Raw genomic sequence first — 23,817 nt, 5'->3', positions numbered from 1 at the left:
CAAGTGCGTGCGGGTGCTTAGGGGGAGCGTCCGGGCGGGGGAACACGAAGAGGGTATATTGTGCATTGCATCATAAAACTGCGCCGCACAGGTGACCCCTCCCTTTTTAGCGAGCTACGTCCGATGACCAAAAGCCTGACGAAACTCTGGCTGCAGGGCCTCAAGCGCTTGATGTCCAGCGTGCCGGCCGCGCAAGCCGAGTACCTGCGCGATGTGACGAAAAAGAAGCGTCGAACGCGCGCCGATTCAGTGCGGCGCGCGCCCGCGCGTGACCGACAGGGTGCGCGGGAGTCACGCGAATCCCGCGTCCGTCCGCGCGCCGGCGCCTGGACGAAGGGGGACTGGACGCGCTCCTACCATTCGGCGCCGCCTCTGCCTGGCCGCCTCGTCAACCATTTGTCGTACGGCCTATACGTTCCGCCGACGAAGGCGCAACGTCCGATGCCGCTGCTCGTCATGCTGCACGGCTGCAAACAAACGATCGATGAGTTCGCAACGGGCACGCGGATGAACCTCGTCGCGGACAAGAACGGGTTCGCGGTCGTCTACCCGGAGCAGTCGAAGCACGCCCATGCGCATCGATGTTGGCATTGGTATGACGATAGAGAAGCTGGACTCGGCGAAGCGCGCGCCGTCGTGTCGCTCGTCGACGCACTCATCGAGCACCAAGGTTTCGACCCCGAACGTGTGTATCTCGCGGGGGTGTCCGCCGGCGCAGGCCTGGCGTCATTGCTCGCGCTTCACTATCCGGAGCGATTCGCGGCCGTCGCGTTGCATTCCGCGCCCGTTTTGGGCGAAGCGCATTCGGGTATCACCGCGATGGACGTAATGCGGCGCGGCGCGCGGCACGATCCCATCGCCCTCATCGACGCGATGGTCGATACGGCGAGTTATCCTGGCATGCCGGCGATCATCGTGCATGGCGACGCTGATCATGTCGTCGCCCCGAAAAACGCGGAACAGCTCGGCCTGGCTTTTCTTCGCCTGAACGGCTTCATTGACCGCGAGGGCGCCTGGATTGCGGGTTCGCTGCACGAAACGCACGAAGGCACGGCGCAGCTTCACGACTATTCGATGAGCGGCCGCCGCGTGGTGCGAGTGTGCCGCGTGGCCGGCCTCGGCCACGCCTGGGCCGGCGGCGACGAAGCCGTGCCGTTCCATTCCGAGCACGGTCCTGACGCGAGCGCCATGATCTGGGCGTTCCTGCGCGATCAACGCCGCCGCTCGTCCGCCGCGGGGCGCCGCGCCGCGGCCCGATAGCGGTGCGGCCAGCCGCGCTGGCCTTTGATGCGAAAAAGCCACAGCCAAAAATGGCGCTGGCGTACGCCTAGGGTTTTCCCTATAATCAGGGTTATCGCTTAGGTGTTAACGCCTATAACCGCACGAGGCCATCATGTTCCTACTTAGCCGCTTGTTCCTGTTTTTGACCCAAACCGCCGAAGCGCGCCAAAAGGCGAACCGCGACGCCTACTTGTCCGAGGCCGCCGATCTTTACGATCTTGAATTTCGCATGCGCAAGCTCGACCGCGAAGCGACGATCGCGCATCCGTCCTGGCAGACGGCACGCTGAACCGCGGCCCAGTGCGGTCGCCCCGGCATCGATTAGGCGCTGGGCGTTCCCGGTGCACCGGCTCCGTTGGGTTCCTGCACGCCGTAGCAGCCGCGATACGTGGCATAGAACGAGCAATAGAGCATCGTCGTCAACGTAATCGATGCCGGAAACAGCACGGTGAACGCGTAGTCGCGCGCACCGACCGCGTCCATCAGCAGCGATAGGCCGGTCGAGACGACGATCGCTGTCGCGAACCATAGCGCGCCGTACACAATGAAGGCGCCGCGGTTGCGCCAGCAGGTCACGAGGCTGAAGAACATCGCCTTGACGGGCGGCACGTCGTGCCACACCGTCAGCACCGGTGCGAACCAGAACAGCATCGCGACCGGCACATAGCATGCAAATGCAACGAGACCAGCCACCAGTAGCGGGCTGGCGGCCAGCGTCTCGGGAGAGATGGCTTGCGTGCCCATCATCAGCTTGAACAGGACACCGCCGTCGGCCACTGCCGATCCGGCAAAAACGAGCGCGATCGCGGCCACGTAGATGCCGCCGAGTTCGATCAGCCGCATGGCGGCCGTTCCCCCATATGACCGAAATCCATCGGCGAGCACCGTCGGGAACACCATTTTCCCGGCGACGGTATCGCGGCAGGCGGCCATGAAGCCGACGGCCACGCCCGGAATCAACGCAAGCGGCAGCACTGCGCCGACGATCGGGATCAACGATACTGCCCACATCGCCAGCAGATAAGTGAAGAAAATCGTCAGGAATCCGAGAGGATTGCGACGAAACAGCCAAATACCCTGCCGGTACCAGACGTAGCCGGTCTTTGCGGAAACTTCAGTCAGTTGCATGGACTTGACGCAGCCAAAGGCGCGACGCCGGCAAGGCGGTCGCGCAAGATGCGTTCGAAATGGGTGGGATCGTGCGGCTTGAGCATCTCAGCCGCGCGTGGCAAGTAAAAGTCATACAGGCGCGACACCCAGAAACGATAGGCGCCCGCCCGCAGCATGTCGGTCCAATGACGCCGTTCCTCGGGCGTGAACGGACGCACGCTCTGGTAGGCGCGTAGTAGTGCGCCGGCGCGCGTCTCGTCGAGCTTGCCGGTTGCGAGGTCGACGCACCAGTCGTTGACCGTCACCGCCACATCGAACAGCCACTTGTCGCAGCCGGCGAAGTAGAAATCGAAGAAGCCGCCGAGCCGCACCGTGTGGCCCGTACCCGGCTGTGCCGGCGCGAACAGTACGTTGTCGCGAAACAAATCGCAGTGGCACGGGCCGCCCGGCAAGGCCGCGTAGTCGTCCGATCCGAAGAACGCGGCCTGGTGCGCGAGTTCGGACGACACAAGCTCGCGTTGCGAGCCCGTCAAGAACGGCAGCACCTGCGGTACCGTCTCCTGCCACCAGGCAAGACTGCGCAGGTTCGGCAGATACGGCTTGAAGTCGCGCCCGGCCAGATGCATGCGCGCGAGCATTTGCCCCACTTCCGCGCAATGCTCGGCAGCGGGGGCGAGTTCGGCCCCGCCCGGCAGCTTCGTGACGATGGCCGTCGGTTTGCCGTGCAGCGTACCGAACAGCGCGCCGTCGTGGCGCGGCACCGGGTCGGGCACGGGCACACCATGATGCGCGAGGTGGCGCATGAGTTCGAGATAGAACGGCAACTGGCCGGCCGTCAGTTTCTCGAAGATCGTCAGAACGTAGGCGCCGCGCGTTGTCGTCAGGAAAAAGTTGCTGTTTTCGATGCCGGAGGGGATGCCACGGAAATCGACGATTTCGCCGAGATCGTAGCTACGCATCCAGTGCGCGAGATCGGTTTCGTTGACGACGGTAAAGACGGCCATGCGGGAGGCTTCGAATGCGATTGAACGAGGGGGGCGGCGCGCACGATGGCGGCAGCCGCGCTTGGTCGCCGCGCAGGCGATCGACGATCGTGCGCGGCGTACTGGGCGGTGCGGGTCAGTAACGCAGGTTGATCGACGGCAGCCGCGTGCTCGGTTGCGCGCTGCTGTGGACTTGCGGCGACGTGTCCGGCGATGCGCTCATCTGGTAATGCGTGCCGAAGTTCGAGTGGACGTCGATTTCGACGGGTTTGCCCCGATCGCGGTACTCGGTGATCTCGGTGCCCGTGGGGCTCTTCTCGTAGAAGCTCGGCGTGCGCTGCACGTCGTTGATGTCGACCTTCGACGAAACCTGCGCCGCGGGACGGTTGATCTGGGTCAGGTCGGGCAACCCGGCCGCCTCGTCGGCGGTGCGTTGCGCCTCGCGCGCTTGCGCGTCGTCGGCCTGCGCGGCGAGTACGAGGCGCGGGGCGGCGGCGAGACTCGCGGCGGCGAGCGCCGCGCAAACAGCGGCGGAAAAGAACGGCTTCATGATGGGTCTCCGGAATATCTTCGAATTCTAGCAAATGCGCCCCTCTATTCGCGCGCTAACCGTCGTTCGGCTGTGTGGGCGAGCCTACGGGACCGTCGGAGCGAGAGGGCCGGATGACGTTGCTTCGTGGTAATGTCGTTGCAACGAACGAGGCGAAACGAACGATGAAAAACGATCTGACGCAACACGCGCGTGCCATGCACGCGCCCGATTTCCCGACCGAGGCGTTCGCCGATGCCGCCGACGCCGTTACGCGTCTATCCGAAATCTACGAATCGAATGCGGCCTTTTTGCGCGATGCATTCGCGCGCTATCGGCGCAACGAGCCGCTCCACGAGCGGGTGCGCGCCTGCTATCCGTTCATTCGCGTGCGCACGGAAGTGAACACGCACGTCGATTCGCGCCGCTCGTACGGATTCGTCGCCGGGCCGGGCGTGTTCGAGACCACGGTGACGCGCCCCGATTTGTTCGGCAACTACTATCGCGAACAATTGCGCCTGCTCGCGAAGAATCACCATGTCGCGATCGAAGTGGGCGTGTCGCAGCAGCCGATCCCGATCCATTTCGCCTTTGCCGAGGGTATCCACCTCGAGGGCGATCTCGGGCGCGAGCGCTTGATGGCCATGCGCGACGTGTTCGATACGCCCGATCTGGCCGCGCTCGACGATCGCATCGTCAACGGCACCTACGAACCGCTGCCGGGCGACCCGTTGCCGCTTGCGCTGTTCACGGCGCCGCGCGTCGATTTCTCGCTGCATCGGCTCAAGCATTACACGGCCACGTCGCCCACCCATTTTCAGAACTACGTCCTCTACACGAACTATCAGTTCTATATCGACGAGTTCACGAAGCTCGGCCGTCAGTTGATGGCGCATACGGACGACGAGGAACTGCGTGCCTATCGAAGCGAATACACGTCGTTCGTGGAGCCGGGCGACGTGATCATCTACAACGCGAATCTGGGCGAGCAGCCCGACGAGGGCACGGCGCCGGCGCGGTTGCCGCAAATGCCCGCCTACCATTTGAAACGGGCGGACGGCAGCGGTATCACGATGATCAATATCGGCGTGGGACCGTCGAACGCCAAGACGATCACCGATCACATCGCGGTGCTGCGCCCGCATGCATGGGTGATGCTCGGCCACTGCGCGGGGCTGCGCAATACGCAGCGGCTCGGCGATTACGTGCTGGCGCACGGGTATGTGCGCGAAGATCACGTGCTCGATGCCGATCTGCCGCTGTGGGTGCCGATTCCGGCGCTCGCGGAAGTGCAGGTTGCGCTCGAGCGCGCGGTCGCGCACGTGACGAAGCTCGAAGGCGTCGAACTCAAACGGGTGATGCGCACGGGCACGGTCGCGAGCGTGGACAACCGCAACTGGGAATTGCGCGACCATCGCGAACCGGTGCAGCGGCTTTCGCAAAGCCGAGCGGTTGCGCTCGATATGGAAAGCGCGACGATCGCGGCGAACGGTTTTCGTTTTCGTGTGCCGTACGGCACGCTGCTGTGCGTGTCGGACAAGCCGCTGCACGGCGAACTCAAGTTGCCGGGCATGGCCGATCAGTTCTATCGCGCGCAGGTCGATCAGCATTTGCAGATCGGTGTGAAGGCGATGGAGCTGCTGCGAATGAACGGGCTCGATCGTCTACATAGCCGGAAACTGCGCAGTTTCGCCGAGGTCGCGTTTCAATGAGCGAGCGCGGCTTCACGTGCGCCATTCGGCCGATGACGATGAGCGACTACGACGCGGTCATCGGCCTGATGAGCGCGACGCCGGGCGTGTCGATGCGCGACGCCGATTCGCGCGCAGCGACGAGCCGCTACCTCGAACGCAACCCCGGGCTCAGCTTCGTGGCCGAAATCGACGCCGAACTCGTGGGCTGCATCATGTGCGGCCACGATGGCCGTCGTGGTTATCTCCAGCATCTCGTCGTGTTGCCGGAACATCGCCGCCAGGGCATCGGCAATGCGCTCGTTGAATGCTGCTTGACCGCGCTCGATGCGTTGGGCATCCGCAAGAGCCATGTCGACGTACTCAAGACGAACGAATCGGCCGCGGCGTTCTGGGCGCGTCACGGGTGGAAGCGCAGAACGGACATCGATCGCTACTCCCTGATTAGGGGTGGCGGAAGCAATGCATAGCCTGTGCCGTTCGTATCAACTTCTTTTCCACGGAAAGCGGCTGCTGGACTCGGACACTGCTGACGTTCTATTCCCGTCGGACAATCGGTAAAATACGCGGCCTATCAGCCGGAAACCGCAAACAAGTGGTGCGACCGCGGCCGCCGCGCGTCAGTGTCGATCCGCCTCGGGGCAGCCGGCTTACTTGGAGGGCTCAATGCCACGAATGCGCGTGAAAAACTTCGGTCCGGTTCGTCAGGGGCGGAAGGACAACGACGGGTGGATCGATTTTACGAAGGTCACGATCTTCGTTGGCAATCAAGGCTCCGGCAAAAGCACGTTGGCCAAACTATTTGCCACCTTCGCTTGGATCGAGAAGGCGCTCGTCCGCGGCGACTACGAGAAGCGATGGTTTGAACGCAAGAATCGACTTCAAAGTCAATTTCTCAGGTATCACCGTCTCGAGAATTACCTTCCGTCGGATGGGGCGGAAGACGCAATGATCGAATACGAAGGCGATGCGTACTCGATCACCTTTTCCGGCGGGCTGCTTCGCGTCGAGGAGGCCAAGCCTGCGACGCCGTACGCGTTACCGCAGATCATGTACGTTCCCGCCGAACGTAACTTCATCTCGTATGTTAGGCATCCCCAGGAACTCAAGCTTTCGTCTGAGGCGCTCAAGGAATTCCTGTCCGAATTCGAAAACGCCAAGTCCGAGTTGCGGGGCCGCCTGCGGCTTCCCATTAACGACGCGGAACTTGAATACGACAAGCTCAATGACACGCTCAACATCCGCGACGACGCGTACAAACTCCGCTTGACCGACGCGTCGAGCGGGTTTCAGTCGGCGGTACCGTTGTTCCTCGTCAGTCATCACCTTGCACACAAGGTCCAGCAGCAAGCTGCAGGCGGTGGCGTTGACGTTGGCGGAGAAGCCGAGCCGATGAGTACGGAACAGGTCGAGCGCTTCCGGCACCGCGTTGCCGAGATTTACGTCAACGAATCGCTTACGAATGAACAGAGGCGTGTGGCCATTTCAGTGCTCTCGTCGCAGTTCAACAAGGCCGCGTTCGTCAACGTAATCGAGGAACCGGAGCAGAACCTGTTTCCCTCGTCGCAATGGACGGTTATTACGGAACTTCTCGCGCTGAACAACCTGGGAACGGCAAACCGGCTCGTGCTCACGACCCACAGCCCCTATATGGTCAATTTCCTGAGCATCGTGATCCAGGGCCACTATCTTCGGCGGAAAATCGAAACGCGGGGTGCTTCTAGCGAAATGCTTCAACGACTCGAACGCATCGTCCCGCTCGGCGCGCTTATAGACGGCGGTGACGTATCGATCTATCAGTCGGACGAAACGACGGGAAGCATCCAGAAGCTAGCGACTACCGATGGCATCCCGTCCGATCAGAATGATCTAAACGTCCAACTCATGAAAGGCAACGCGTTGTTCGACGGCCTTCTCGACATCGAGCAGGAGTTGGGCGCGTGAATTTTTTCGACAACGCTTGTCAACGAGGACCGTTCACCGACCTGGCCTTTGGCATCTGCGACGATGAAAACGGAGGCGTCGCTTACGTTTCGATGACCACACCGTCATCGTGGGGCGCCACGGTTGAGAATCCGCGAGAGGAAGAAGTCACCTTCACGGCGATAGACAAATGCGTGATCAAGGACGACGAGGAGCCGGGCAGAGGGCGCTGTGACGGCATGCTGACGACGTCTAAGCATCTTTATCTAGTCGAACTCAAGAACCAACGCAGTTCGTGGCGCGACGACGCAGTCGGACAATTGACGTCGACGCTACGCTTTCTTCAAGAATCGGCGGATCTGAGTGGGTATCGGCATAAGAAGGCCTTCGCGTGCAACCGCAGGCATCAGGCATTTGGCGTCATCGACAACGAAACGCAAAAGGCATTCTTCCAGGAATTCGGCTTTCGCCTCGATATTCAGGCCAGAGTCGTCATCGTGGAGTGACGCAAGCGGCTGCTTGTTGGTGTCCCGCTGTCTCCAACGAATATTTTTCCCATTTTTTTCGAATCCTTCGAATGTAAGATATTTGTAATTATAGACTTCCGTTAGCAGTCCTAATTGTTGTCGATGATTCGCATAACGCTGTCACCCGCGGTGCGGCTCAATTCGTCTTCGAAAGCCCATGCCCCAATCTCCTGATTCGAGCATATCCACCTCGTTCTCCGCGTTGCACAGCGACGTCCGTGCCGGCATCGTCTTTCTCGTCGCGCTGCCGCTGTGCCTCGGCATCGCAGCGAGTGCCGCTTGCCGTACGCGCCGGCCCCGCGCAGGCACATGACGGTCGAGCGATGGCCCGGGCCCGGGGCGCGTCTCATCCCTTGCTTCCCCTGTCTTCGTGCGTGAAGTAAAGCCCATATTGCTTCGCGCTACATCCACCTACCTTACGGACTGCGAGCGGCAACGCGTGACGTCGACGCGCTTCGCCGCTCGCGGCCGGCCTCGTATGAGGCCGCGATTAATGTTCGACGTGAGGAATAGGATGAAGCTAATCTCGGGAAGTCTGCAGATCGGCGCGCTTCCGGCAGTGAGCGTGCCGTCGCGCGCCGCGGGCGAATCGGCCCGGTACGGCGTAGGGGAGGTGATCAAGCTTTTGCCGACGCGATCGTTGCCCTCCGATAACCAGCCCTACTACTGGGCGATCAAGTCGGGCGGCGGGCAGATGCATAACCTATCGAGCGGCACCGCGGACTACACCGCGGCCGATTTCTCCGCGCAGGAGTTGATGACGGGCGCGGATACGAAGACGGTCCAGTTGTCGTTGAAAGACAGCAAAAACGCCGAGGTTGCATGCGTCGAATTGACGATCGTGCGCCCGTCGACATGCGGGCTGATGTTCTTGGGCGGTATTCACACCAACGGCCAGGCGAAAAGCGGCTTTTGGGGGCAACCGGTGCTGATGCCGAACGATGTCTCCTTCATGAACTTGGTCATGCGCGAAAACCGCGGCACGGGCAAAGGAACCGGCGTGTTTCAAGGCGGGACCGGCGACATTCATGCCATCACCGCCAAATGGGTCGCCGCAGCGAAGGTCGTGGCGCAAGGAACGCTGTTCGATGGCGCCGATCAGGTTTTCAGTCGGGCTACCGTGCCATCGGGAGGCTGGGTGAACGGCGATACTTTGCAGGTCGGGACGTTCGAATGGGACATCGCATGGGAGTACAAGCTCGCCAGCGACACGTCGGCCTCGGGATTGCAGTTCTATAAAGCGTGGCATCGCTCGACCTGCACGAGGGAAGGCACCGTGCGTACCGAGAAGGGCGGAGCCTACTTTACGGCGAAGATCTTCGATGCGACGATCGGTGCGCCCACCATCAACGGTAGGTGTCCTTATCCGCTGCTTTGATCCAGGCTCGTACCAAAAGGGGGCTCGAGGCGACAATTGGGCGCCGGCGCTCATCGTGCGAGCGCTGAGCTCGGCGCCTGCCGCGCGAGTGTCATCCTCGCAACCGGCTATCATGTGCGCAATCTGAAACCAAAGAACCATTGCGCCCGATCGGCCGGAGAACTGTATGGCTTCCCCCCAAGAGAGTGTCAGCATGGCGCTGTTCTGCGACTTCGAAAACGTCGCGCTCGGCGTTCGCGATGCGAAGTTCGAGAAATTCGACATCAAGCCCGTGCTCGAACGGCTGCTGCTGAAAGGAAGCATCGTCGTCAAGAAAGCCTACTGCGACTGGGATCGCTACAAAGGGTTCAAGGCTTCGATGCACGAGGCCAGTTTCGAACTCATCGAGATTCCCCACGTGCGGCAGTCGGGCAAGAATTCCGCGGACATTCGGCTCGTCGTCGATGCGCTCGATCTTTGCTATACGAAGTCGCACGTCGATACGTTCGTCATCATCAGCGGCGATTCCGATTTTTCCCCGCTCGTCTCCAAGCTGCGCGAGAACGCGAAAAAAGTCATCGGCGTGGGCGTGAAGAACTCGACGTCCGATCTATTGGTTGCCAATTGCGACGAATTCATCTTCTACGACGATCTGGTCCGCGAGCAGCAGCGTGCGACGGCCAAGCGCGAGGCACGCGAAGCGAGCGTGGCCGTGAAACGCACCGCCGATGAGGACAAGCAGCCGAAGGCGGAGATGGAATCGCGCAAGGCGAAGGCGATCGCGATCGCCGTCGAGACGTTCGATGCCCTTGCATCGGAGCGCGGCGAGAGCGGCAAGATTTGGGCGTCGGTACTCAAGAGCGCGATCAAGCGGCGCAAGCCCGATTTCAGCGAGTCGTATTACGGCTTTCGCGCCTTCGGCAATTTGCTCGACGAAGCGCAAGCGCGCGGGTTGCTCGAAGTCGGTCGCGACGACAAGTCGGGCGCGTTCGTCTATCGGCCGAGTCAGCCGGCGGGCCATGACGTGGCAAGACAAGCCCCCACGGCAGCCGCTGCCGTCGCGCAGGACCACGGCGTACCGGCGGAAGTAGCCGCCGGCAAGGGCCGGAAGAAGAGCAAGGGCCCTCGCAAGCAAGGGCGCGAACAAGCGCCTTCCGTCGCGGTGGATGTCGCGACAGAGCCTGCGGTGGTCATCGAAGAATCGTTGGTCGCGCCTGTCGTGCCGAGCGAGGTGGCGGAAGAAGCCCCGAAGCCGCGCCGCGCCCGCAAAGCGCCGGCGAAAAAGGCGCGAAGCGCGCAGTCTCAAACGCCGGAGCACACGAGCGATGCCGTTGAGCCTGCGATTCAGGTGCCGGCAGCAACGAAGCCGGTAGCGGCGAAGCAGGCGAGAGCGCCGCGCAAGCCCGCCTCGCGTGCCGGTCGTTCCCGTAAGCCCGAGGCGGAAAACAACAACGAGCAGTAAGCAATCGATAAGCAATAGGGCCAGGACCCGGTAGGAGCACCACATATGTTCACTTGTAGAAATCAAAGCTGCCAAGCGCGATGGGAGCAGTCCGACGTCGTCATCAAGAACGAAGGTCAGGGCTTTCTGTTTCGCTGCCCGATGTGCGGCGCACGCAACTACGTCGAGAAATTCGAAGCCGAGGACGGTACGGTCGTCTACGAGCAAATCGAGGGCAAACCGTTCGTTTAGGGCCTTCCCCTTGTCGCCATCGCCACATGAGCTAGCGCCGCAGCCCACCCACCCTCCGGGCCGCGGCATCCCCTTTCGCGCGACGATTTCCTCGTCAACCGAATTGCCCCTTGCCGCGTTGTAATAGATCACAATCTGCTATATCGATCGGTCTGCGGGTGCGACATTCTCGATAATGGCTGACCAACGGCAGCGTCACGGCTGTCGCCATGGCTCGCCCGTTGCCGGTATGACACGATCGATTCACGGGAAAGATGCAACGAAGTCACGGCGACCGGGGTTCGAAGGTCATCGCCGCTCTATATGCGAAGACACGCAATATCAACTACAGGCGGCTGGCGTCGCCTGCGCTTGCGCTGGCCATCTGCATCTTGCTGCTGCTTGCGCTGCAGAAGATCTCGCAGAGCATCGACTACCACACGGTCAGCCGGCAATTGTTCGGCATTGCACCCGCTAGGTGGGCTGCTGCGCTTGCGGCCACGGCGCTGAGCTTCGTCGCGCTCGTGGCGCGCGACGGGGTCGCGCTGCGGCACGTCGAAGCGAAAGTGCCGCGAACGCTGCTCTGGATCGGCGCGACGGCGGCTTCCGCACTCGGCAACATCGCGGGCTTCGGCGCGCTGACGGGCGGTGCCGTGCGTTGCCGCGTTTATGGCGCGGTCGGCGTCACACCGTCGCAGGTCGGTCGTCTCACTGTGTTCGCCAGCGGCTCGCTGATTCTTGCGATGGTGCTGATCAGCGCGCTGGGTGCCTTTTGGAATACCGCCCCGCTATCAGCGATGACGCACCTCGTGCCGGGTGCTCTGCGCGCGAGCAGCCTCGTCATGTTCGCTGCGTCGGTGCTGATCGTGGCATGCTGCGGTGCCGCGACGAAGCGGATTCGCACGCGTTGGCGCGGCATTACGCTCGACGTGCCCACGCGCGCCGCGCTGCTCGCGCAGATCGTCTTCGGCATCGTCGACGTCGCGGGAGCAGGAGCGGCGTTGTGGGTCTTTCTCCCCGGCGTGCATACCGATTTCGTCAGCTTTCTCGCCGTCTATTCCGCGTCGCTGTTGCTCGGCATCGTGGGCCATACGCCGGGCGGCATCGGCGTATTCGAATCGGTGATGGTGTTCGCCTTGCGCGGCCACGTCGCGGCGCCTGCGTTACTCGCAGCCTTGCTCGCTTATCGCGCCGTCTATTTCGGTTTGCCGCTCGTGTTGTCCGCGCTCGTGCTCGCTTGCTACGAGGGCCGGGCACTACGCAGCGCCCTGCGTGCACGTTTGCCGCTCGGGCGCGTCGCGCGTATCGGTCGCATCGCACCGCTATTTCTCTGCCTCATTACGTTCGTCGTCGGCGCGATGCTGATTGTATCGAGCGCGACGCCGGCGTTGGCGCATCGCCTTGCGCTCTTGCAAGAACTCGTTCCGCTTTGGGCGCTCGAAGGCTCGCAATTGACGAGCGGCATCCTCGGCGTACTGCTGCTGTTCGTCTCGCGCGGCTTGCTGCGCAGGCTCGATGCCGCATGGTGGCTGACCCTCGCGCTGACGACCGTCAGCCTCGTCCTCTCGGTCATCAAGGGATTGGCGTTTTTCGAAGCGGGCGTGCTCGCCACGTTGCTCGTGTTGCTGCTTTGCACGCGCCGCCACTTCAGTCGGCGCGCCGCGCTGTTCGCGGAGCCGTTCACGCCCGGATGGCTGATCTCGGTGGCGATCGTGCTGATCTGCGCGGCGTGGGTGATGTTCTTCGCCTACCGCGACGTCCCATATCGCAGCGATCTGTGGTGGCAGTTCGCATTCGACGAGCGTGCCTCTCGTTCGCTGCGGGCGATGCTCGCCTCGACCCTGTTCGCCACGGCGTTCTCGGTGTGGCAATTGCTGCGGCCCGCGGCGGGGCGCTTCGTGCATCCGAGTTCGGAGGATCTGATCGACGCGGTGCGCATCATTCGCGCGCAGGAGCGCAGCGATGCGGGGCTTGCGATGATGGGCGACAAGAGCTTTTTGTTCTCCGATTCGCGCGAGGCGTTCCTCATGTATGCAAAGCATGGACGCACGTGGGCCGCGCTGCACGATCCCGTCGGACCGCGCGGCGAATGGGCCGAATTGATCCGCAGCTTCGTCATGCTCGCACACAAACACGGGGGACGTGCCGCGTTTTATCAGGTCAGGGCTGATTCGCTGCCGCTCTACTTGGATTCGGGTTTGACACTGATGAAGCTCGGCGAAGAAGCGCGCCTGTCGCTCGACGGCTTCGACTTGAGCGGACCCAAGCGCGCCGCGCTGCGCTACTCGCTGCGCCGTGCCGAGCGTGACGGTTGCACTGCCGAGGTCATCGATGCCGATGCCGTTCCCGAGCATCTCGACCTCTTGCGGGGCATTTCCGACAGTTGGCTCGAAAGCCGGGCGGGCAGAGAGAAGAGCTTTTCCGTGGCCGCCTTCAGCGATCCGTATCTCGCGGCGCAGTCGGTGATGCTGGTGCGCGAGCATGGCCTGCCCGTCGCCTTCACGACCTTCATGACGACCGATCTGAACGTCGAGGCGACGGTCGGTGTGATGCGCCATCTGTCCGATACGTCGCCTTATGTCATGGACTACCTGTTTCTGCAATTGGCATTGCACTTGAAGGACAAAGGCTACCGTCACTTGAGCCTTGGCGTGGCGCCGTTCTCCGGCGTACGGTCGATGCCGCTCGGCTCGCCGCTTCATCAGCTCGGGTCGATGGTGTGGCGATTCGGCGGGCGCTTCTACAACTTTCAGGGCCTGCGTGCGTTCAAGGGCAAGTTTCAGCCGCGGTGGGAGCCGCGTTATCTCGCGGTGTCGGGGTGGGCGGGCGCCGTCCTGACGTTGCTGGATCTTTCGATTTTGGCGGGGGGCCGCCGTTCATGACACTTCACGCAGCATTGAGAAACGCTAAATGGCTTGCCTTGCTGGCAGGTCTATCCTTCTGCACGGCCGCGCAGGCGATCGAGTCGCACGTATCGGGCGGGCGTTATGGCGATGTGACGGTTCAATGGCCGCGAGGCGAGATGCGCGGCTTCGTCGTACTGTTCTCCGCCGGCAAGGGCTGGACCGCGGCCGATTCGCAAGCGGCGCACGCATTGGCCGACGAAGGTGCGTTGACGGTAGGCGTCGACACGGGCCGCTATGCGGCCAATCTCGCGGCGACGGGGCGAGCCTGTCGTCATCTGGACGGCGATGCCGAGGCGGTCAGCCATCAACTCGAGCGTCAGTTGAAGTCGAACCAATACTTCGCGCCGATCATGGCGGGTACCGGTCAGGGGGCGACGCTTGCGCTGCACGTGCTCGCGCAAGCGCCGGCGAACACGATCGCGGGCGCGGTGGCCATCGATGCCGAAGCCGCTCTCGATCCTAACTTTCTTCAATGTCCGCCCGATCCGACGATTAGTCGCGGCAGGGCCTTGCCGGGGTTCGTCGAAGCGGGCGTGACGACGTCGAGCGCGGTCGCCGCGATGCGGCAGGCGGAACGATCGGCCGTGAAGGAAGGGGCCGATTCGCCGGGGTTTCATTTCGACAAGAACGTGAATCGCCTGATGGCGCCGCTGACGAACAAGCCGCCGCGCATGTTCGGTGCCACGACGCCGCCCGCGGACTCGCTTCTCGCGTTGATACGGCCGCATTTGCAGGCGGATGTGGGTAGCGACCAAGACGTCTCCGATTTACCGCTCGTCGAGTTGCCCGCCGCGCATCCGCACGGGATGTTGGCGATCGTCATGTCGGGCGATGGCGGATGGCGCGATCTCGACAAGACGATCGGCGAGCAGTTGCGCACGGACGGCGTGTCGGTCATCGGCTGGGACAGCTTGCGCTATTTCTGGAGCGAGAAGACGCCCGAGCAAGTGAGCCGCGATCTCGCCCGCGTGCTGCAGGTCTATGGCGCGCGCTGGCATGCGAATTCGTTCGCATTGATCGGATACTCGTTCGGTGCGGACGTGATGCCATTCGCGTACAACCGGCTGCCCCCCTCGCTGCGCGACAAGGTAGCGATCGTTTCGCTGCTCGGCTTCGCGTCTGCCGCGGATTTTCAGATTCGCGTGACCGGTTGGCTTGGATTGCCGCCGAGCGACACGGCGTTGCCGGCGAAGCCTGAAATCGACCGCCTTCCCGCGGGGCTCGCACAATGTTTCTATGGCGAAGACGAGCACGACACGCTGTGTCCCACCCTTGCCGGCACGGACGAGGTTATCCGCACGTCGGGCGGACATCATTTCGGCCGCAGCTACGACGCGTTGGAAAAGCGAATCCTGACCGGGTGGGAAAAGCGCTTGGACAGCGAGGACACGAGCCACGCGGCGCGGTAGCCCGTCGGCGAGCAATCGGGCCGTGAAGTCCGGCAGCTTGCACGCTTAGCTTCCACGCGTAGCTGCCGCGTTTACCTTCCACGCTCACGGGGAGACATCGAGGGCGATCTCGATCGGCCGTCCCTCTTCTTCCCGTAGCGGACGGCTCATCTCGTTACAGCTTTCCGACCACGCCTTCCGCATAGGACGACGGCGGTCGACTTATGCCTAACCGCGAGACGGGATTTAATTCCCTCGAAAATTAGAGTTCCACGCTCAACGCCGATTTTGACGATGTACAGGTTTCGACCTACAACGTAGTCCAATTCCCCACGGCGGCTCACTGGAAAGGCGGTGTGAAAACAACTCAATCGCTTTGGAGACGTGCACTATTGGTTGCGTGCGCAATCGTTGCGGTAGCCGTGTGGCGGTACGAAACGCTCTCGGAGGCAGCCGTCGACGCGCCCGCCCGCTCGACGAACACGGTACCCGCGCAAGCGCTTCCGTCACCGGATGCTTCGACGAATACACCTGCGCTCGAACCAGGACCGGCCGAGCGCGCACTCGATCTCGCGGCATTGCGCAAAGCGCTGGCCGGGCGATCCGATGCGCAGGCGGAACTGCAACGCATCGTCGCGTTCGCGCGGTTTCGCGATCGGATCGCGGCTTATGGGAGCGGCAGAGACAGCCTGCACGCCGCGGAAAGAACCCGATTGGCCCGCCAAATTCTCGCGGAGCTGCCTGAGCACGTTGCTCGCAACGAGATCGTGCCGGTGCAAGCGGAGGCGATGACGGCAACGTTGCTGACCGATGCCGACCCCGACCCGGTCACGCGCGGCGCCGATCTCGAGGTGTCACGCCGTCAGTGGGACGCGTACGCGAGTCAAACCGTAGGGCCGTCGCCCGCGCGGGATCCTCGCTATCTGGCCTACGCTCGCGAGAGCAGAGCTATCTTCGATCAGGTCCAAGCGACGATACCCGATCCCCAGCAGCAACAAATCGTCATCGCGCAGCGTTTGCAGGCGTTGCGTGTTCAGTTGTTCGATCACGCTTCTTCATCCGACGCGCATTGAACGTAGGGCCGGTGCATCCTGCACGAGCCTGCGATGCCTCGAGTCATCGACATGGGAGGGAGGATGTCTGCATCCAAATGGCTGAAGCGAGTATGCCTCGCCGGCTTGCTGAGCTGCGCCGCATTGAACGCAAAAGCGACGGACACGACATTGCCGGATCCGTCGATTCCGTTCTACTCATGGTACGAAGTCGTGCTGCCTGAAAGCAGCGGCGCGTCATGCGGAAACGGCACGCCGATGCGCTTCTATATCAATCGAGCGCAATCGGACAACATGCTTTACATGATGGAGCCCGGCGGTGCCTGCTGGGACTACGCGACGTGTTCGGAGACGGCGACGACGGGCCCCGAGGCCGGGCTCGGCGCGTTCAATTCGGACGGCATCCCGCATAACTATATGAACGGCACGTTGAGCCAGAGCGTGCTGTCGTCATTTCTATCTCCGTTGATGATCCGGATGGATCTCGCGCATATCCTCGTCGGCGAGCCGAAAGTCGAAACGCAGAACTGGACCCAAGTGTTCGTGCCGTATTGCACGGGCGACATTCATATGGGCAGTGCCGTGCGCAGCTACACGGCGCCTACCGGAGAGTGGCGCATTCAACACTACGGCGGCATGAAGAACGCGCAAGCCGTGGCGCAATGGCTCGTCGATCACGGCTTCGGCAAACCGAACCGGCTGCTCGTGTATGGCACGAGCGCGGGCGGTTACGGCGCACTGGCCAATTATGCGACGCTGCGCAACACGCTGCAGCCCCAAGCGCACAGCTCGATGCTCGACGACGCGGGCACTGTCTTCAATACCGCGTTCGGCGCCGATCCTTCGACGCATCCCTCCGTCGGGCTCTACGACAGGGTGAAGACGGAATGGGGTATGACGGGACCGGACGGCATGATCACGATCAACAGCAAGCTGTCGCCATACTTCGATCCGAACAATATGGGCAGCGCGTATGCGGCGTTGTCGCAAACGTTCCCCCACGATCGATTCGGGTACACGACGTATCAGCGCGACGAGATCATCGCCGCCTATCACTATCGCGCGTTCACGCCCGCGGTGATCGCCACGCCCGACGATGGGAGCAAGGATGCGCTCTCGATGGCGATGTTCGGGCAGGAATTGGATCTGCTGAAACGCACGCTCAATCCGTTGCCGAACTTCGGCTACTTCATGCCTTGGGCGCGCAACGATTTCATGCACAACCACCAGGTCACCGTAGTCAGTTTCACGGGATCGCGTGTCCATGAGAACGGCATCAATGCGGACGTCGGCACGTTCGTCGCCGATTTGCTCAATCAGCAGGACCCGGCCGATACACCGGTGATGAAGGCGTTCCGCACCGACCGATCTTCGGATTTCACGTTGTCGACGTTTCTTTCTTGGGTCGACCGTATCCTGAACCTGACAGGCGAGGCGGGACCGATCTCGGGACATCGCGCATAGCGCAGGAGGGATCGGACATACAGGGCGGCGCGTCGGCGCGCGCTGTCCTGTAGGAGATGCCGAGAACGATTCCTGTAAGGTAGATGTAGAAATCACGCATATCATGCGACAACTGCAAACCGCCACGCCATGCACGTTACCTTGCTGCTTGCCGAACAATGCTCGGCCACGAGCGCCTCGAGGGGCCTCGAATAGACGCTTCGATTGGAGCGGGCCAAGCAGTTGCTCGAATCGACTCGCATGAGCTTCGACAGCATCACGTTCCAAGTGGGCTACGAAGACAGCAATTCCTTTCGGCGACTGTTTCAGCAGCGAGTCGGTTTGCTGCCCGCCGCCTATCGGAAGAAATTTCTATCGGCGAAGGTTAGGACTCCTTAGGTGACCAGCCCACCCGATACCTCGATACGCTGGGCATTGACCCAGCGGTTGTCATCGGAGAGCAGGGCCGCAATAATCGGCTCGATGTCGTCCGGCACGCCGGCGCGGCCGAGTGCGGTTGCAGCGGCGACAAACCGATTGATTTCGGGATTGTCACGCACCATGCCGCCGCAGAAGTCGGTCTCGACAGCGCCTGAAGCGACGGCGATTTTCAGACGCCTGACGTGCCTGACAATCACGTCGAGGCCGCTAACCTCAGCCGAGGCGGAGGGGGGACGGTTGTCACGGCGCTTCATACTGGAAAAAGGGCGCAAAAGGCAGTACATTTGCTTACCTCGTTGACGAGACGATGCTATGACACGCGTGAAGGACGAAACCCTTTCTATCCGCACTTCTGCGGATATCAAGCAATTGCTGCGGATGGCCGCCGAGCGGGAGCGGCGCTCTGTTGCTTCGATGATCGAAATCTTGGTCCTTGACTACGCGCGAGTTCACAAACTGAAAGTGGATCGACAAGACCGTGGCTCGGTAAAGGGAGGCACTTCGCATGCGACCTAGCGAGGAATCCTTCATGACCCAGAACTGGCCATATCCCGGCGCTCGATGGTGGAAGTTCGACATCCATACGCATACGCCCGCATCCAAAGACACCGTTGCGTGGCAAAAGGTTGTTGGCACGCCGGATGAAATCACGCCGGAAAAGTGGTTGCTCAAGTACATGGCGGCCGAGATCGATTGTGTTGCCGTGACAGACCATAACAGTGGCGAGTGGATCGATAAGCTCAAGCTTGCGTACGCGTGGATGAAGAGCGAGGCGGATGCGGGCGCTGCTGCAGCAGGTTTTCGGGAGTTGCATATCTTCCCAGGGGTGGAGATTTCCGTGCAGGGCGGCTTCCATCTGCTGGCGATCTTTGACCCGTCCGCAAGTGGCCAAACCGTCAGCGACTTGTTGGCGGTTGTGCGCTATGAGGGTACTCGCGGCGACAGCGATGACGTAACCCGAGAGGGAGCCGCGAAAGTGGTCAAAGAGATCCTGGCGGCTGGCGGGGTAGCGATACCCGCGCATGCAGACTGCGATAAGGGCCTGCTGCAAGTGGAGCCAGGGACGCGTAAGTGCCGACTCGACACGACTACGGTGAAGCAGGTCGTGCAAGAGCCTGGCATCCTCGCTGTGGAGTGGTGTGATCAGGCCTGTCAACCGCCAACGCTGTTGGACGAATTGAAGCTACCGTTTGCCAAGGTCGTTGGGAGCGATTGCCATACGTTTCAAGGATTGGCGGTTCCAGGTTCTCGCTATACGTGGGTCAAGATGTCCAGGCCCAGCGTCGAAGGTCTACGCTTGGCGCTGTTGGATGGCCAGCAAGGCGTGTCGATTCGACGCAGCGACGATCGTGACGGGTTTACGCCATTCGATAGGCCTGAGCATTTCATCGAATCCATCGAGATCGACGATGCTCGATTCATGGGGCGTCGTCAGCCGGCCATTCTGACGTTTAACCCCTATTTCAATGCGCTGATCGGCGGGCGAGGCACAGGGAAGTCCACGGTCGTACACGCATTGCGGCTTGCGTATCGGCGCGAGAAGGAGCTTGCGCCGAGCTCCGAGGCTGGGCAGACGTTTGCTCGATTCGACAAGGTAGCGAAGAACCGCAATGATGAAGGCGGTCTGCGTCCGGAGATGCGGGTATCCGCACGCGTTAGCCGGGACGGCGTCTCGTATCGGCTGATTTGGCGACAAGATGGCCAGGGGCAGGTCGTCGAAGAGTGGGACGAGTCGATTAAAGACTTCAAGCCGTCGAGCAGCCAGCTCATTGACGAGCAGCGCTTTCCGATCCGCTTGTTTAGCCAGGGGCAGATTGCGGCACTTGCTGGTGACAGCCAACAGGCATTACTTAAGGTGATCGACGATGCGGCTGGTACACGTGTGCAGCAAGCGGCTTTCGATGAGACTAGGAGAGCGTTCGGCGCGACGCGTGCGCAGATACGCGAGCTTGACGGCAAGTTGCAGAGTCGCGATGCCCTGAGTCTTAGCCTGCAAGATGTACAGCGCAAGCTGGCACGATTTGAAGGTGACGATCACACTGTGATTTTGAAGAACTATCAGCGGACCAGCCGGCAGAGCCGCGAGTTGGACCGCCAGTTCCAGAGCGCCGCCGATCTTTCGAATCGCTTGAAGGGCTTTGCTCGAGAACTACTGGCAGAAGACTTGCCGGAAGGTCTGTTCGATGCCGTAAGCGATGAATCCGTTCTGCAGATCGTTCGCATGTTGCATGCCGCTATCGACAAGGCACGGGCGGAACTCGATCGCGCCGCCGGGCAAATCGATGAGCGACATCGGGTACTCAGGGCGGAATTGAAAGCCTCCGCATGGGCAACCCGGGCGGAAGATGCCACATCCGCGTATGAGAAGCTCAAGACGGATTTGCAGCAGCAGGGCGTGAATGACCCGAGCGAGTACGGGCGTCTGGTGCAGGAAAAACAGCGGCTGGAAAACGAGATCAAGCGGCTGGACGCATTGCAAAAGCAGCGTGACGCACTCAAGCAGAAGGCGCATATCCAATTGAGCGAAGTCGAGTCCGCCCGACAAGCGATCAGCGCCCGCCGCGATGACTTCCTGAGATCCTCCTTGGACGGGAACCTCTATGTGCGAATGGCGCTTATACCGCACAGCCGCGATGCACGTGCTATCGAGCGCTCGCTAAGGGATTTGCTTGGCGCTGCGGAAGGAAAATACGCGGACGATGTGTACGAGGAATCCCAAGATGGAGCGCCGGCGAAAGGGCTGGTGGCAGACCTAATGCGCCTGTCGGAGCTTGCGGAGAAACCTGGCGAGTGGGATACCGCTGCATTCGGAGTCGCTATCCGAGAATTGAAGACGCGCCTCGTGAAGGCGTGCCGGGGCGAGGGCGACTTTGGGAGTTGGTTCAACAAGTACCTAAACGGTGAGGCGGAAAAGCGACCGGAGTTCATCGATCACATTCTGTGCTGGTTCCCGGAGGACGGCTTGCAGGTCTGGTACAGCCGAAAAGGGGATGGTCGCGATTTTCTGTCGATCGGACAGGCTTCTGCTGGTCAGCGCGCCGCAGCCATGTTGGCCTTTCTGTTGGCGCATGGTAGCGAACCGCTGGTGCTGGATCAACCAGAAGACGATTTGGACAACCATCTCATCTACCGTCTGGTGGTACAACAGATTCGATCGAACAAGCTGCGTCGGCAACTCACTATCGTGACTCACAACCCGAACATCGTTGTGAACGGCGACGCGGAGTTGATCCATGTGTTGGATTTCAACAATCAGTGTTACGTAAAGCAAATTGGCTCGCTGCAAGATCAGGCAATGCGTGACGAGGTTTGCCAGGTGATGGAAGGGGGCAAGGAGGCGTTCGAGCGCCGGTATCAACGATTGGGAAGGGAGGGCTGAGATGTTCGACAACGCCGCCGCTTTACTCGAAAAGATCCGCCTTGGCGAAGATTCCTATCTCGAACTCAAGGAAGTGCGCTTTGCTGGGCAGAGAATTACTGCTCCGCATCGAGATTCCCTGGCGGATGAACTATCGGCCTTGGCCAACAGTCGTGGCGGGGTGTGCGTTCTTGGGGTGGATGACGCCGGGGAGGTTCTTGGCGTTCCACTGGAGCGTTTGGACAGCGTAGAGGACTTCGTTCGGCAGCTTTGCATAGATAGTGTTAATCCCCCGCTTGCCCCGGTGATCGAACGTTTGACTTTGCCGAGCACCATGGGCGAGCAACTGCCCGTGCTGAAAATCGACGTGGCGAGCAGCCTGTTCGTGCATCGCAGTCCAGGCGGGTATCTGCATCGTGTGGGAAGCGCAAAACGCGAGATGGCTCCTGATTTTCTGGCTCGCTTGTTTCAACAGCGCAGCCAAGCGCGCATCATTCGCTTCGATGAACAGCCGGTGCCCGGCGCGACCCTGGACGACTTGACGGCTACGCTCTGGCAGCGCTTTGCCAGCGCTCGTGTTCCGGATAGTCGTGAGGTTTTGCTGGATAAGTTAGCTATGGCTCGACCAGACGCGGACGGTACGATACGCCCCACTGTTGCAGGCGTTTTGATGGCAAGCGCGGACCCGCGCCGCTGGCTACCCAACGCATTCATTCAGGCCGTGGCGTACCGAGGAACCGAAGCGTTACCCCAAGCCGACGCGGCTTATCAGGTCGATGCACAAGACATCACCGGCTCACTCGACGTGCAGGTGCTGGAGGCCAGCCATTTCGTCAAAAAGAACATGAGTGTGTTCGCGAGCAAGCGAGAGGGGCGTCACGACCTCCCGCAATACGACATGACGGCTGTATTCGAGGCTCTTGTCAATGCCGTTGCGCATCGGGACTACTCGATCCATGGCGCTAAGATCAGGCTTCGTTTGTTCGCCGACCGACTCGAGTTGTATTCGCCGGGAGCGATCCCGAATACGATGACGGTGGAGAGTTTGCCTTACCGCCAAGCGTCTCGTAATGAAGCAATTACAAGTCTGCTTGCTAAATGTCCAGTGCCTGATGGCGAAAGAGATCTTAGTGGACGTACTGCCATGATGGATAAGCGCGGCGAGGGTGTCCAGATCATACTCGACGGCAGCGAGCGGTTGTCCGGCAAGCGGCCGGTATTTCGACTGGTCGATGAATCCGAGCTGCTACTCGTCATCCCTGCCGCGATGCCTGTGGAGGGATAATTTTTGCGCGACAGGTGATCGGCGTTGCCGAACTTGAGGCGCGCTCGACACAACGTGCAAGGTTAGCCCTTCGGCGCCACCGAAGCTCCGGCGATCCCATGCCGGCGCAGCGCCTCGGTCACGAAGCCCGACGCCTTCATCTCTTCGACGAACGCATCGAGCGCTGCCGCCGCGGCGTTACCGCGGCGCTTCGGCGTGCCCATCGCTTGCCGAATCACCATGAAGCGCTCGCCGAGCAAGCGCAGCCCGGTGGTTTTTTGCGCATCGATTTCGAGCTGTTGCTTCACGCCTGCCGCCACTTCGAGATCTTGCTCGAGGAACGTTTGCACGACCGCCGGCGACGAAGGTGCGCGAACGATCTGCGCCGCTTTCAGTTCTCGTGTCAGAAAGAGGTCGTAAGCGCTGCCCTTGCCGACGGTAACTCGATTGTGCGATTGATCGACCTCTTCGTTCGTTTTGATCGGCGAGTCGTCGCGCACGAGATAAAAGCCCTCGATCAAGACGTAGGGCGCCGTGAACGCAATCTTTTCACCGCGCAGCGGATCGATGGCGAAGAAACCGAAATCGGCGCGCTCCTCGCTCACGGCTTGAACCGACTTGCCCGCCGTATCGAAGATCACGAGCTCCAGTTCGACGCCGAGCCGTTTCGCGAACGCGTGGGCAAGATCGATCGAGACGCCGACCGGCTCGCCGGTCTCGGGATGGCGATTGACGAGAATCGGATTGCCGAGATTGATCGACGCCCGCAGCTTGCCGGTGGGCGTGAATGCGGTAATGACGGAGGGATCGATTAGCCGATCGCCCGAAGGGCGTCCTCAGTCTGGAACGAGTATGAGGTCGAAAGCTTCATGCGCTATAAATGGAGCATTTT

General features: G+C 61.4%; 22 protein-coding genes and 1 pseudogene. 18 read left to right on the top strand and 5 right to left on the bottom strand.

Annotated elements, in window-relative coordinates; translation table 11 throughout:
* The first annotated feature begins 123 nt into the window (after positions 1–123).
* Complete coding sequence (locus J3485_RS25930; RefSeq protein WP_206957168.1) at positions 124–1,260, top strand: extracellular catalytic domain type 1 short-chain-length polyhydroxyalkanoate depolymerase; 1,137 nt, start codon at positions 124–126, stop codon at positions 1,258–1,260.
* 133 nt (positions 1,261–1,393) lie between these two features.
* Positions 1,394–1,570: a DUF3563 family protein gene (locus tag J3485_RS25925; RefSeq protein ID WP_206957167.1), complete on the top strand. Its 177-nt coding sequence runs from the start codon at positions 1,394–1,396 to the stop codon at positions 1,568–1,570.
* Positions 1,571–1,602: 32 nt separating this feature from the next.
* Here J3485_RS25925 and J3485_RS25920 read toward each other — a convergent pair whose 3' ends face one another.
* The 3 genes from J3485_RS25920 to J3485_RS25910 all read right to left on the bottom strand — a co-directional run bounded on the left by J3485_RS25920 (position 1,603) and on the right by J3485_RS25910 (position 3,924).
* The gene (locus J3485_RS25920; protein WP_206957166.1) at positions 1,603–2,409 is read right to left on the bottom strand and encodes a BPSS1780 family membrane protein; all 807 of its coding nucleotides are present in this window, start codon (positions 2,407–2,409) and stop codon (positions 1,603–1,605) included.
* Positions 2,400–3,395, bottom strand: coding sequence for a homoserine kinase (locus J3485_RS25915; protein ID WP_206957165.1), 996 nt, complete (start codon positions 3,393–3,395; stop codon positions 2,400–2,402). The genes J3485_RS25920 and J3485_RS25915 overlap by 10 nt, the downstream gene beginning before the upstream one ends.
* 115 nt (positions 3,396–3,510) lie before the next feature.
* Positions 3,511–3,924, bottom strand: coding sequence for a hypothetical protein (locus J3485_RS25910; protein ID WP_206957164.1), 414 nt, complete (start codon positions 3,922–3,924; stop codon positions 3,511–3,513).
* A gap of 164 nt (positions 3,925–4,088) precedes the next feature.
* Between J3485_RS25910 and J3485_RS25905 the strand changes: the two genes are divergently transcribed.
* From J3485_RS25905 to J3485_RS25845, 13 genes are all read left to right on the top strand, one after another.
* Positions 4,089–5,615, top strand: a complete 1,527-nt coding sequence (locus J3485_RS25905) for an AMP nucleosidase (protein WP_206957163.1) — start codon at positions 4,089–4,091, stop codon at positions 5,613–5,615.
* Positions 5,612–6,064: a GNAT family N-acetyltransferase gene (locus tag J3485_RS25900; protein ID WP_242538933.1), complete on the top strand. Its 453-nt coding sequence runs from the start codon at positions 5,612–5,614 to the stop codon at positions 6,062–6,064. The genes J3485_RS25905 and J3485_RS25900 overlap by 4 nt, the downstream gene beginning before the upstream one ends.
* Positions 6,065–6,260: 196 nt before the next feature.
* Positions 6,261–7,538, top strand: a complete 1,278-nt coding sequence (locus J3485_RS25895) for an AAA family ATPase (protein WP_206957162.1) — start codon at positions 6,261–6,263, stop codon at positions 7,536–7,538.
* Positions 7,535–8,023, top strand: a complete 489-nt coding sequence (locus J3485_RS25890) for a hypothetical protein (RefSeq protein ID WP_206957161.1) — start codon at positions 7,535–7,537, stop codon at positions 8,021–8,023. The genes J3485_RS25895 and J3485_RS25890 overlap by 4 nt, the downstream gene beginning before the upstream one ends.
* Before the next feature lie 178 nt (positions 8,024–8,201).
* On the top strand, positions 8,202–8,357 hold the full coding sequence (locus J3485_RS25885; protein WP_206957160.1) for a hypothetical protein: 156 nt from the start codon (positions 8,202–8,204) through the stop codon (positions 8,355–8,357).
* Positions 8,358–8,558: 201 nt separating this feature from the next.
* A complete protein-coding gene (locus J3485_RS25880; RefSeq protein WP_206957159.1) occupies positions 8,559–9,422 on the top strand; it encodes a hypothetical protein in 864 nt (287 codons plus the stop codon).
* A gap of 166 nt (positions 9,423–9,588) precedes the next feature.
* A complete protein-coding gene (locus J3485_RS25875) occupies positions 9,589–10,863 on the top strand; it encodes an NYN domain-containing protein (protein WP_206957158.1) in 1,275 nt (424 codons plus the stop codon).
* Positions 10,864–10,908: 45 nt separating this feature from the next.
* On the top strand, positions 10,909–11,094 hold the full coding sequence (locus J3485_RS25870) for a hypothetical protein (RefSeq protein WP_206957157.1): 186 nt from the start codon (positions 10,909–10,911) through the stop codon (positions 11,092–11,094).
* Positions 11,095–11,348: 254 nt separating this feature from the next.
* Positions 11,349–13,955, top strand: coding sequence for a bifunctional lysylphosphatidylglycerol flippase/synthetase MprF (mprF, locus tag J3485_RS25865; RefSeq protein ID WP_206957156.1), 2,607 nt, complete (start codon positions 11,349–11,351; stop codon positions 13,953–13,955).
* On the top strand, positions 13,952–15,388 hold the full coding sequence (locus J3485_RS25860) for a virulence factor family protein (protein WP_206957155.1): 1,437 nt from the start codon (positions 13,952–13,954) through the stop codon (positions 15,386–15,388). The genes mprF and J3485_RS25860 overlap by 4 nt, the downstream gene beginning before the upstream one ends.
* Before the next feature lie 335 nt (positions 15,389–15,723).
* Complete coding sequence (gene plcR / locus J3485_RS25855) at positions 15,724–16,440, top strand: phospholipase C accessory protein PlcR (protein WP_206957154.1); 717 nt, start codon at positions 15,724–15,726, stop codon at positions 16,438–16,440.
* Positions 16,441–16,503: 63 nt separating this feature from the next.
* Positions 16,504–17,883: a pectin acetylesterase-family hydrolase gene (locus tag J3485_RS25850; protein WP_242538932.1), complete on the top strand. Its 1,380-nt coding sequence runs from the start codon at positions 16,504–16,506 to the stop codon at positions 17,881–17,883.
* Between the two features lie 204 nt (positions 17,884–18,087).
* Positions 18,088–18,261: a helix-turn-helix domain-containing protein gene (locus tag J3485_RS25845; RefSeq protein ID WP_277991649.1), complete on the top strand. Its 174-nt coding sequence runs from the start codon at positions 18,088–18,090 to the stop codon at positions 18,259–18,261.
* On the opposite strand, the pseudogene J3485_RS25840 reads toward J3485_RS25845, so the two are convergent.
* Positions 18,258–18,464: pseudogene (locus J3485_RS25840) on the bottom strand (SDR family oxidoreductase); the annotation flags it as partial. The gene J3485_RS25845 and the pseudogene J3485_RS25840 overlap by 4 nt on opposite strands.
* A gap of 151 nt (positions 18,465–18,615) precedes the next feature.
* Between J3485_RS25840 and J3485_RS25835 the strand changes: the two are divergent.
* The 3 genes from J3485_RS25835 to J3485_RS25825 are packed head-to-tail and all read left to right on the top strand — an operon-like array spanning position 18,616 to position 22,946.
* The gene (locus J3485_RS25835) at positions 18,616–18,819 is read left to right on the top strand and encodes a hypothetical protein (RefSeq protein WP_206957152.1); all 204 of its coding nucleotides are present in this window, start codon (positions 18,616–18,618) and stop codon (positions 18,817–18,819) included.
* Between the two features lie 13 nt (positions 18,820–18,832).
* On the top strand, positions 18,833–21,682 hold the full coding sequence (locus tag J3485_RS25830; protein ID WP_206957151.1) for a TrlF family AAA-like ATPase: 2,850 nt from the start codon (positions 18,833–18,835) through the stop codon (positions 21,680–21,682).
* A gap of 1 nt (position 21,683) precedes the next feature.
* On the top strand, positions 21,684–22,946 hold the full coding sequence (locus tag J3485_RS25825; protein ID WP_206957150.1) for an ATP-binding protein: 1,263 nt from the start codon (positions 21,684–21,686) through the stop codon (positions 22,944–22,946).
* A 62-nt stretch (positions 22,947–23,008) separates the two neighbouring features.
* On the opposite strand, the gene J3485_RS25820 is transcribed toward J3485_RS25825, so the two are convergent.
* Positions 23,009–23,737, bottom strand: a complete 729-nt coding sequence (locus J3485_RS25820) for an ABC transporter substrate-binding protein (RefSeq protein WP_206958392.1) — start codon at positions 23,735–23,737, stop codon at positions 23,009–23,011.
* Between the last annotated feature and the right edge of the window lie 80 nt (positions 23,738–23,817).

The sequence above is a fragment of the Trinickia acidisoli genome (genome assembly GCF_017315725.1).
GTDB lineage: Bacteria > Pseudomonadota > Gammaproteobacteria > Burkholderiales > Burkholderiaceae > Trinickia > Trinickia acidisoli.
This window is presented reverse-complemented; position numbering and strand designations above follow the sequence as displayed.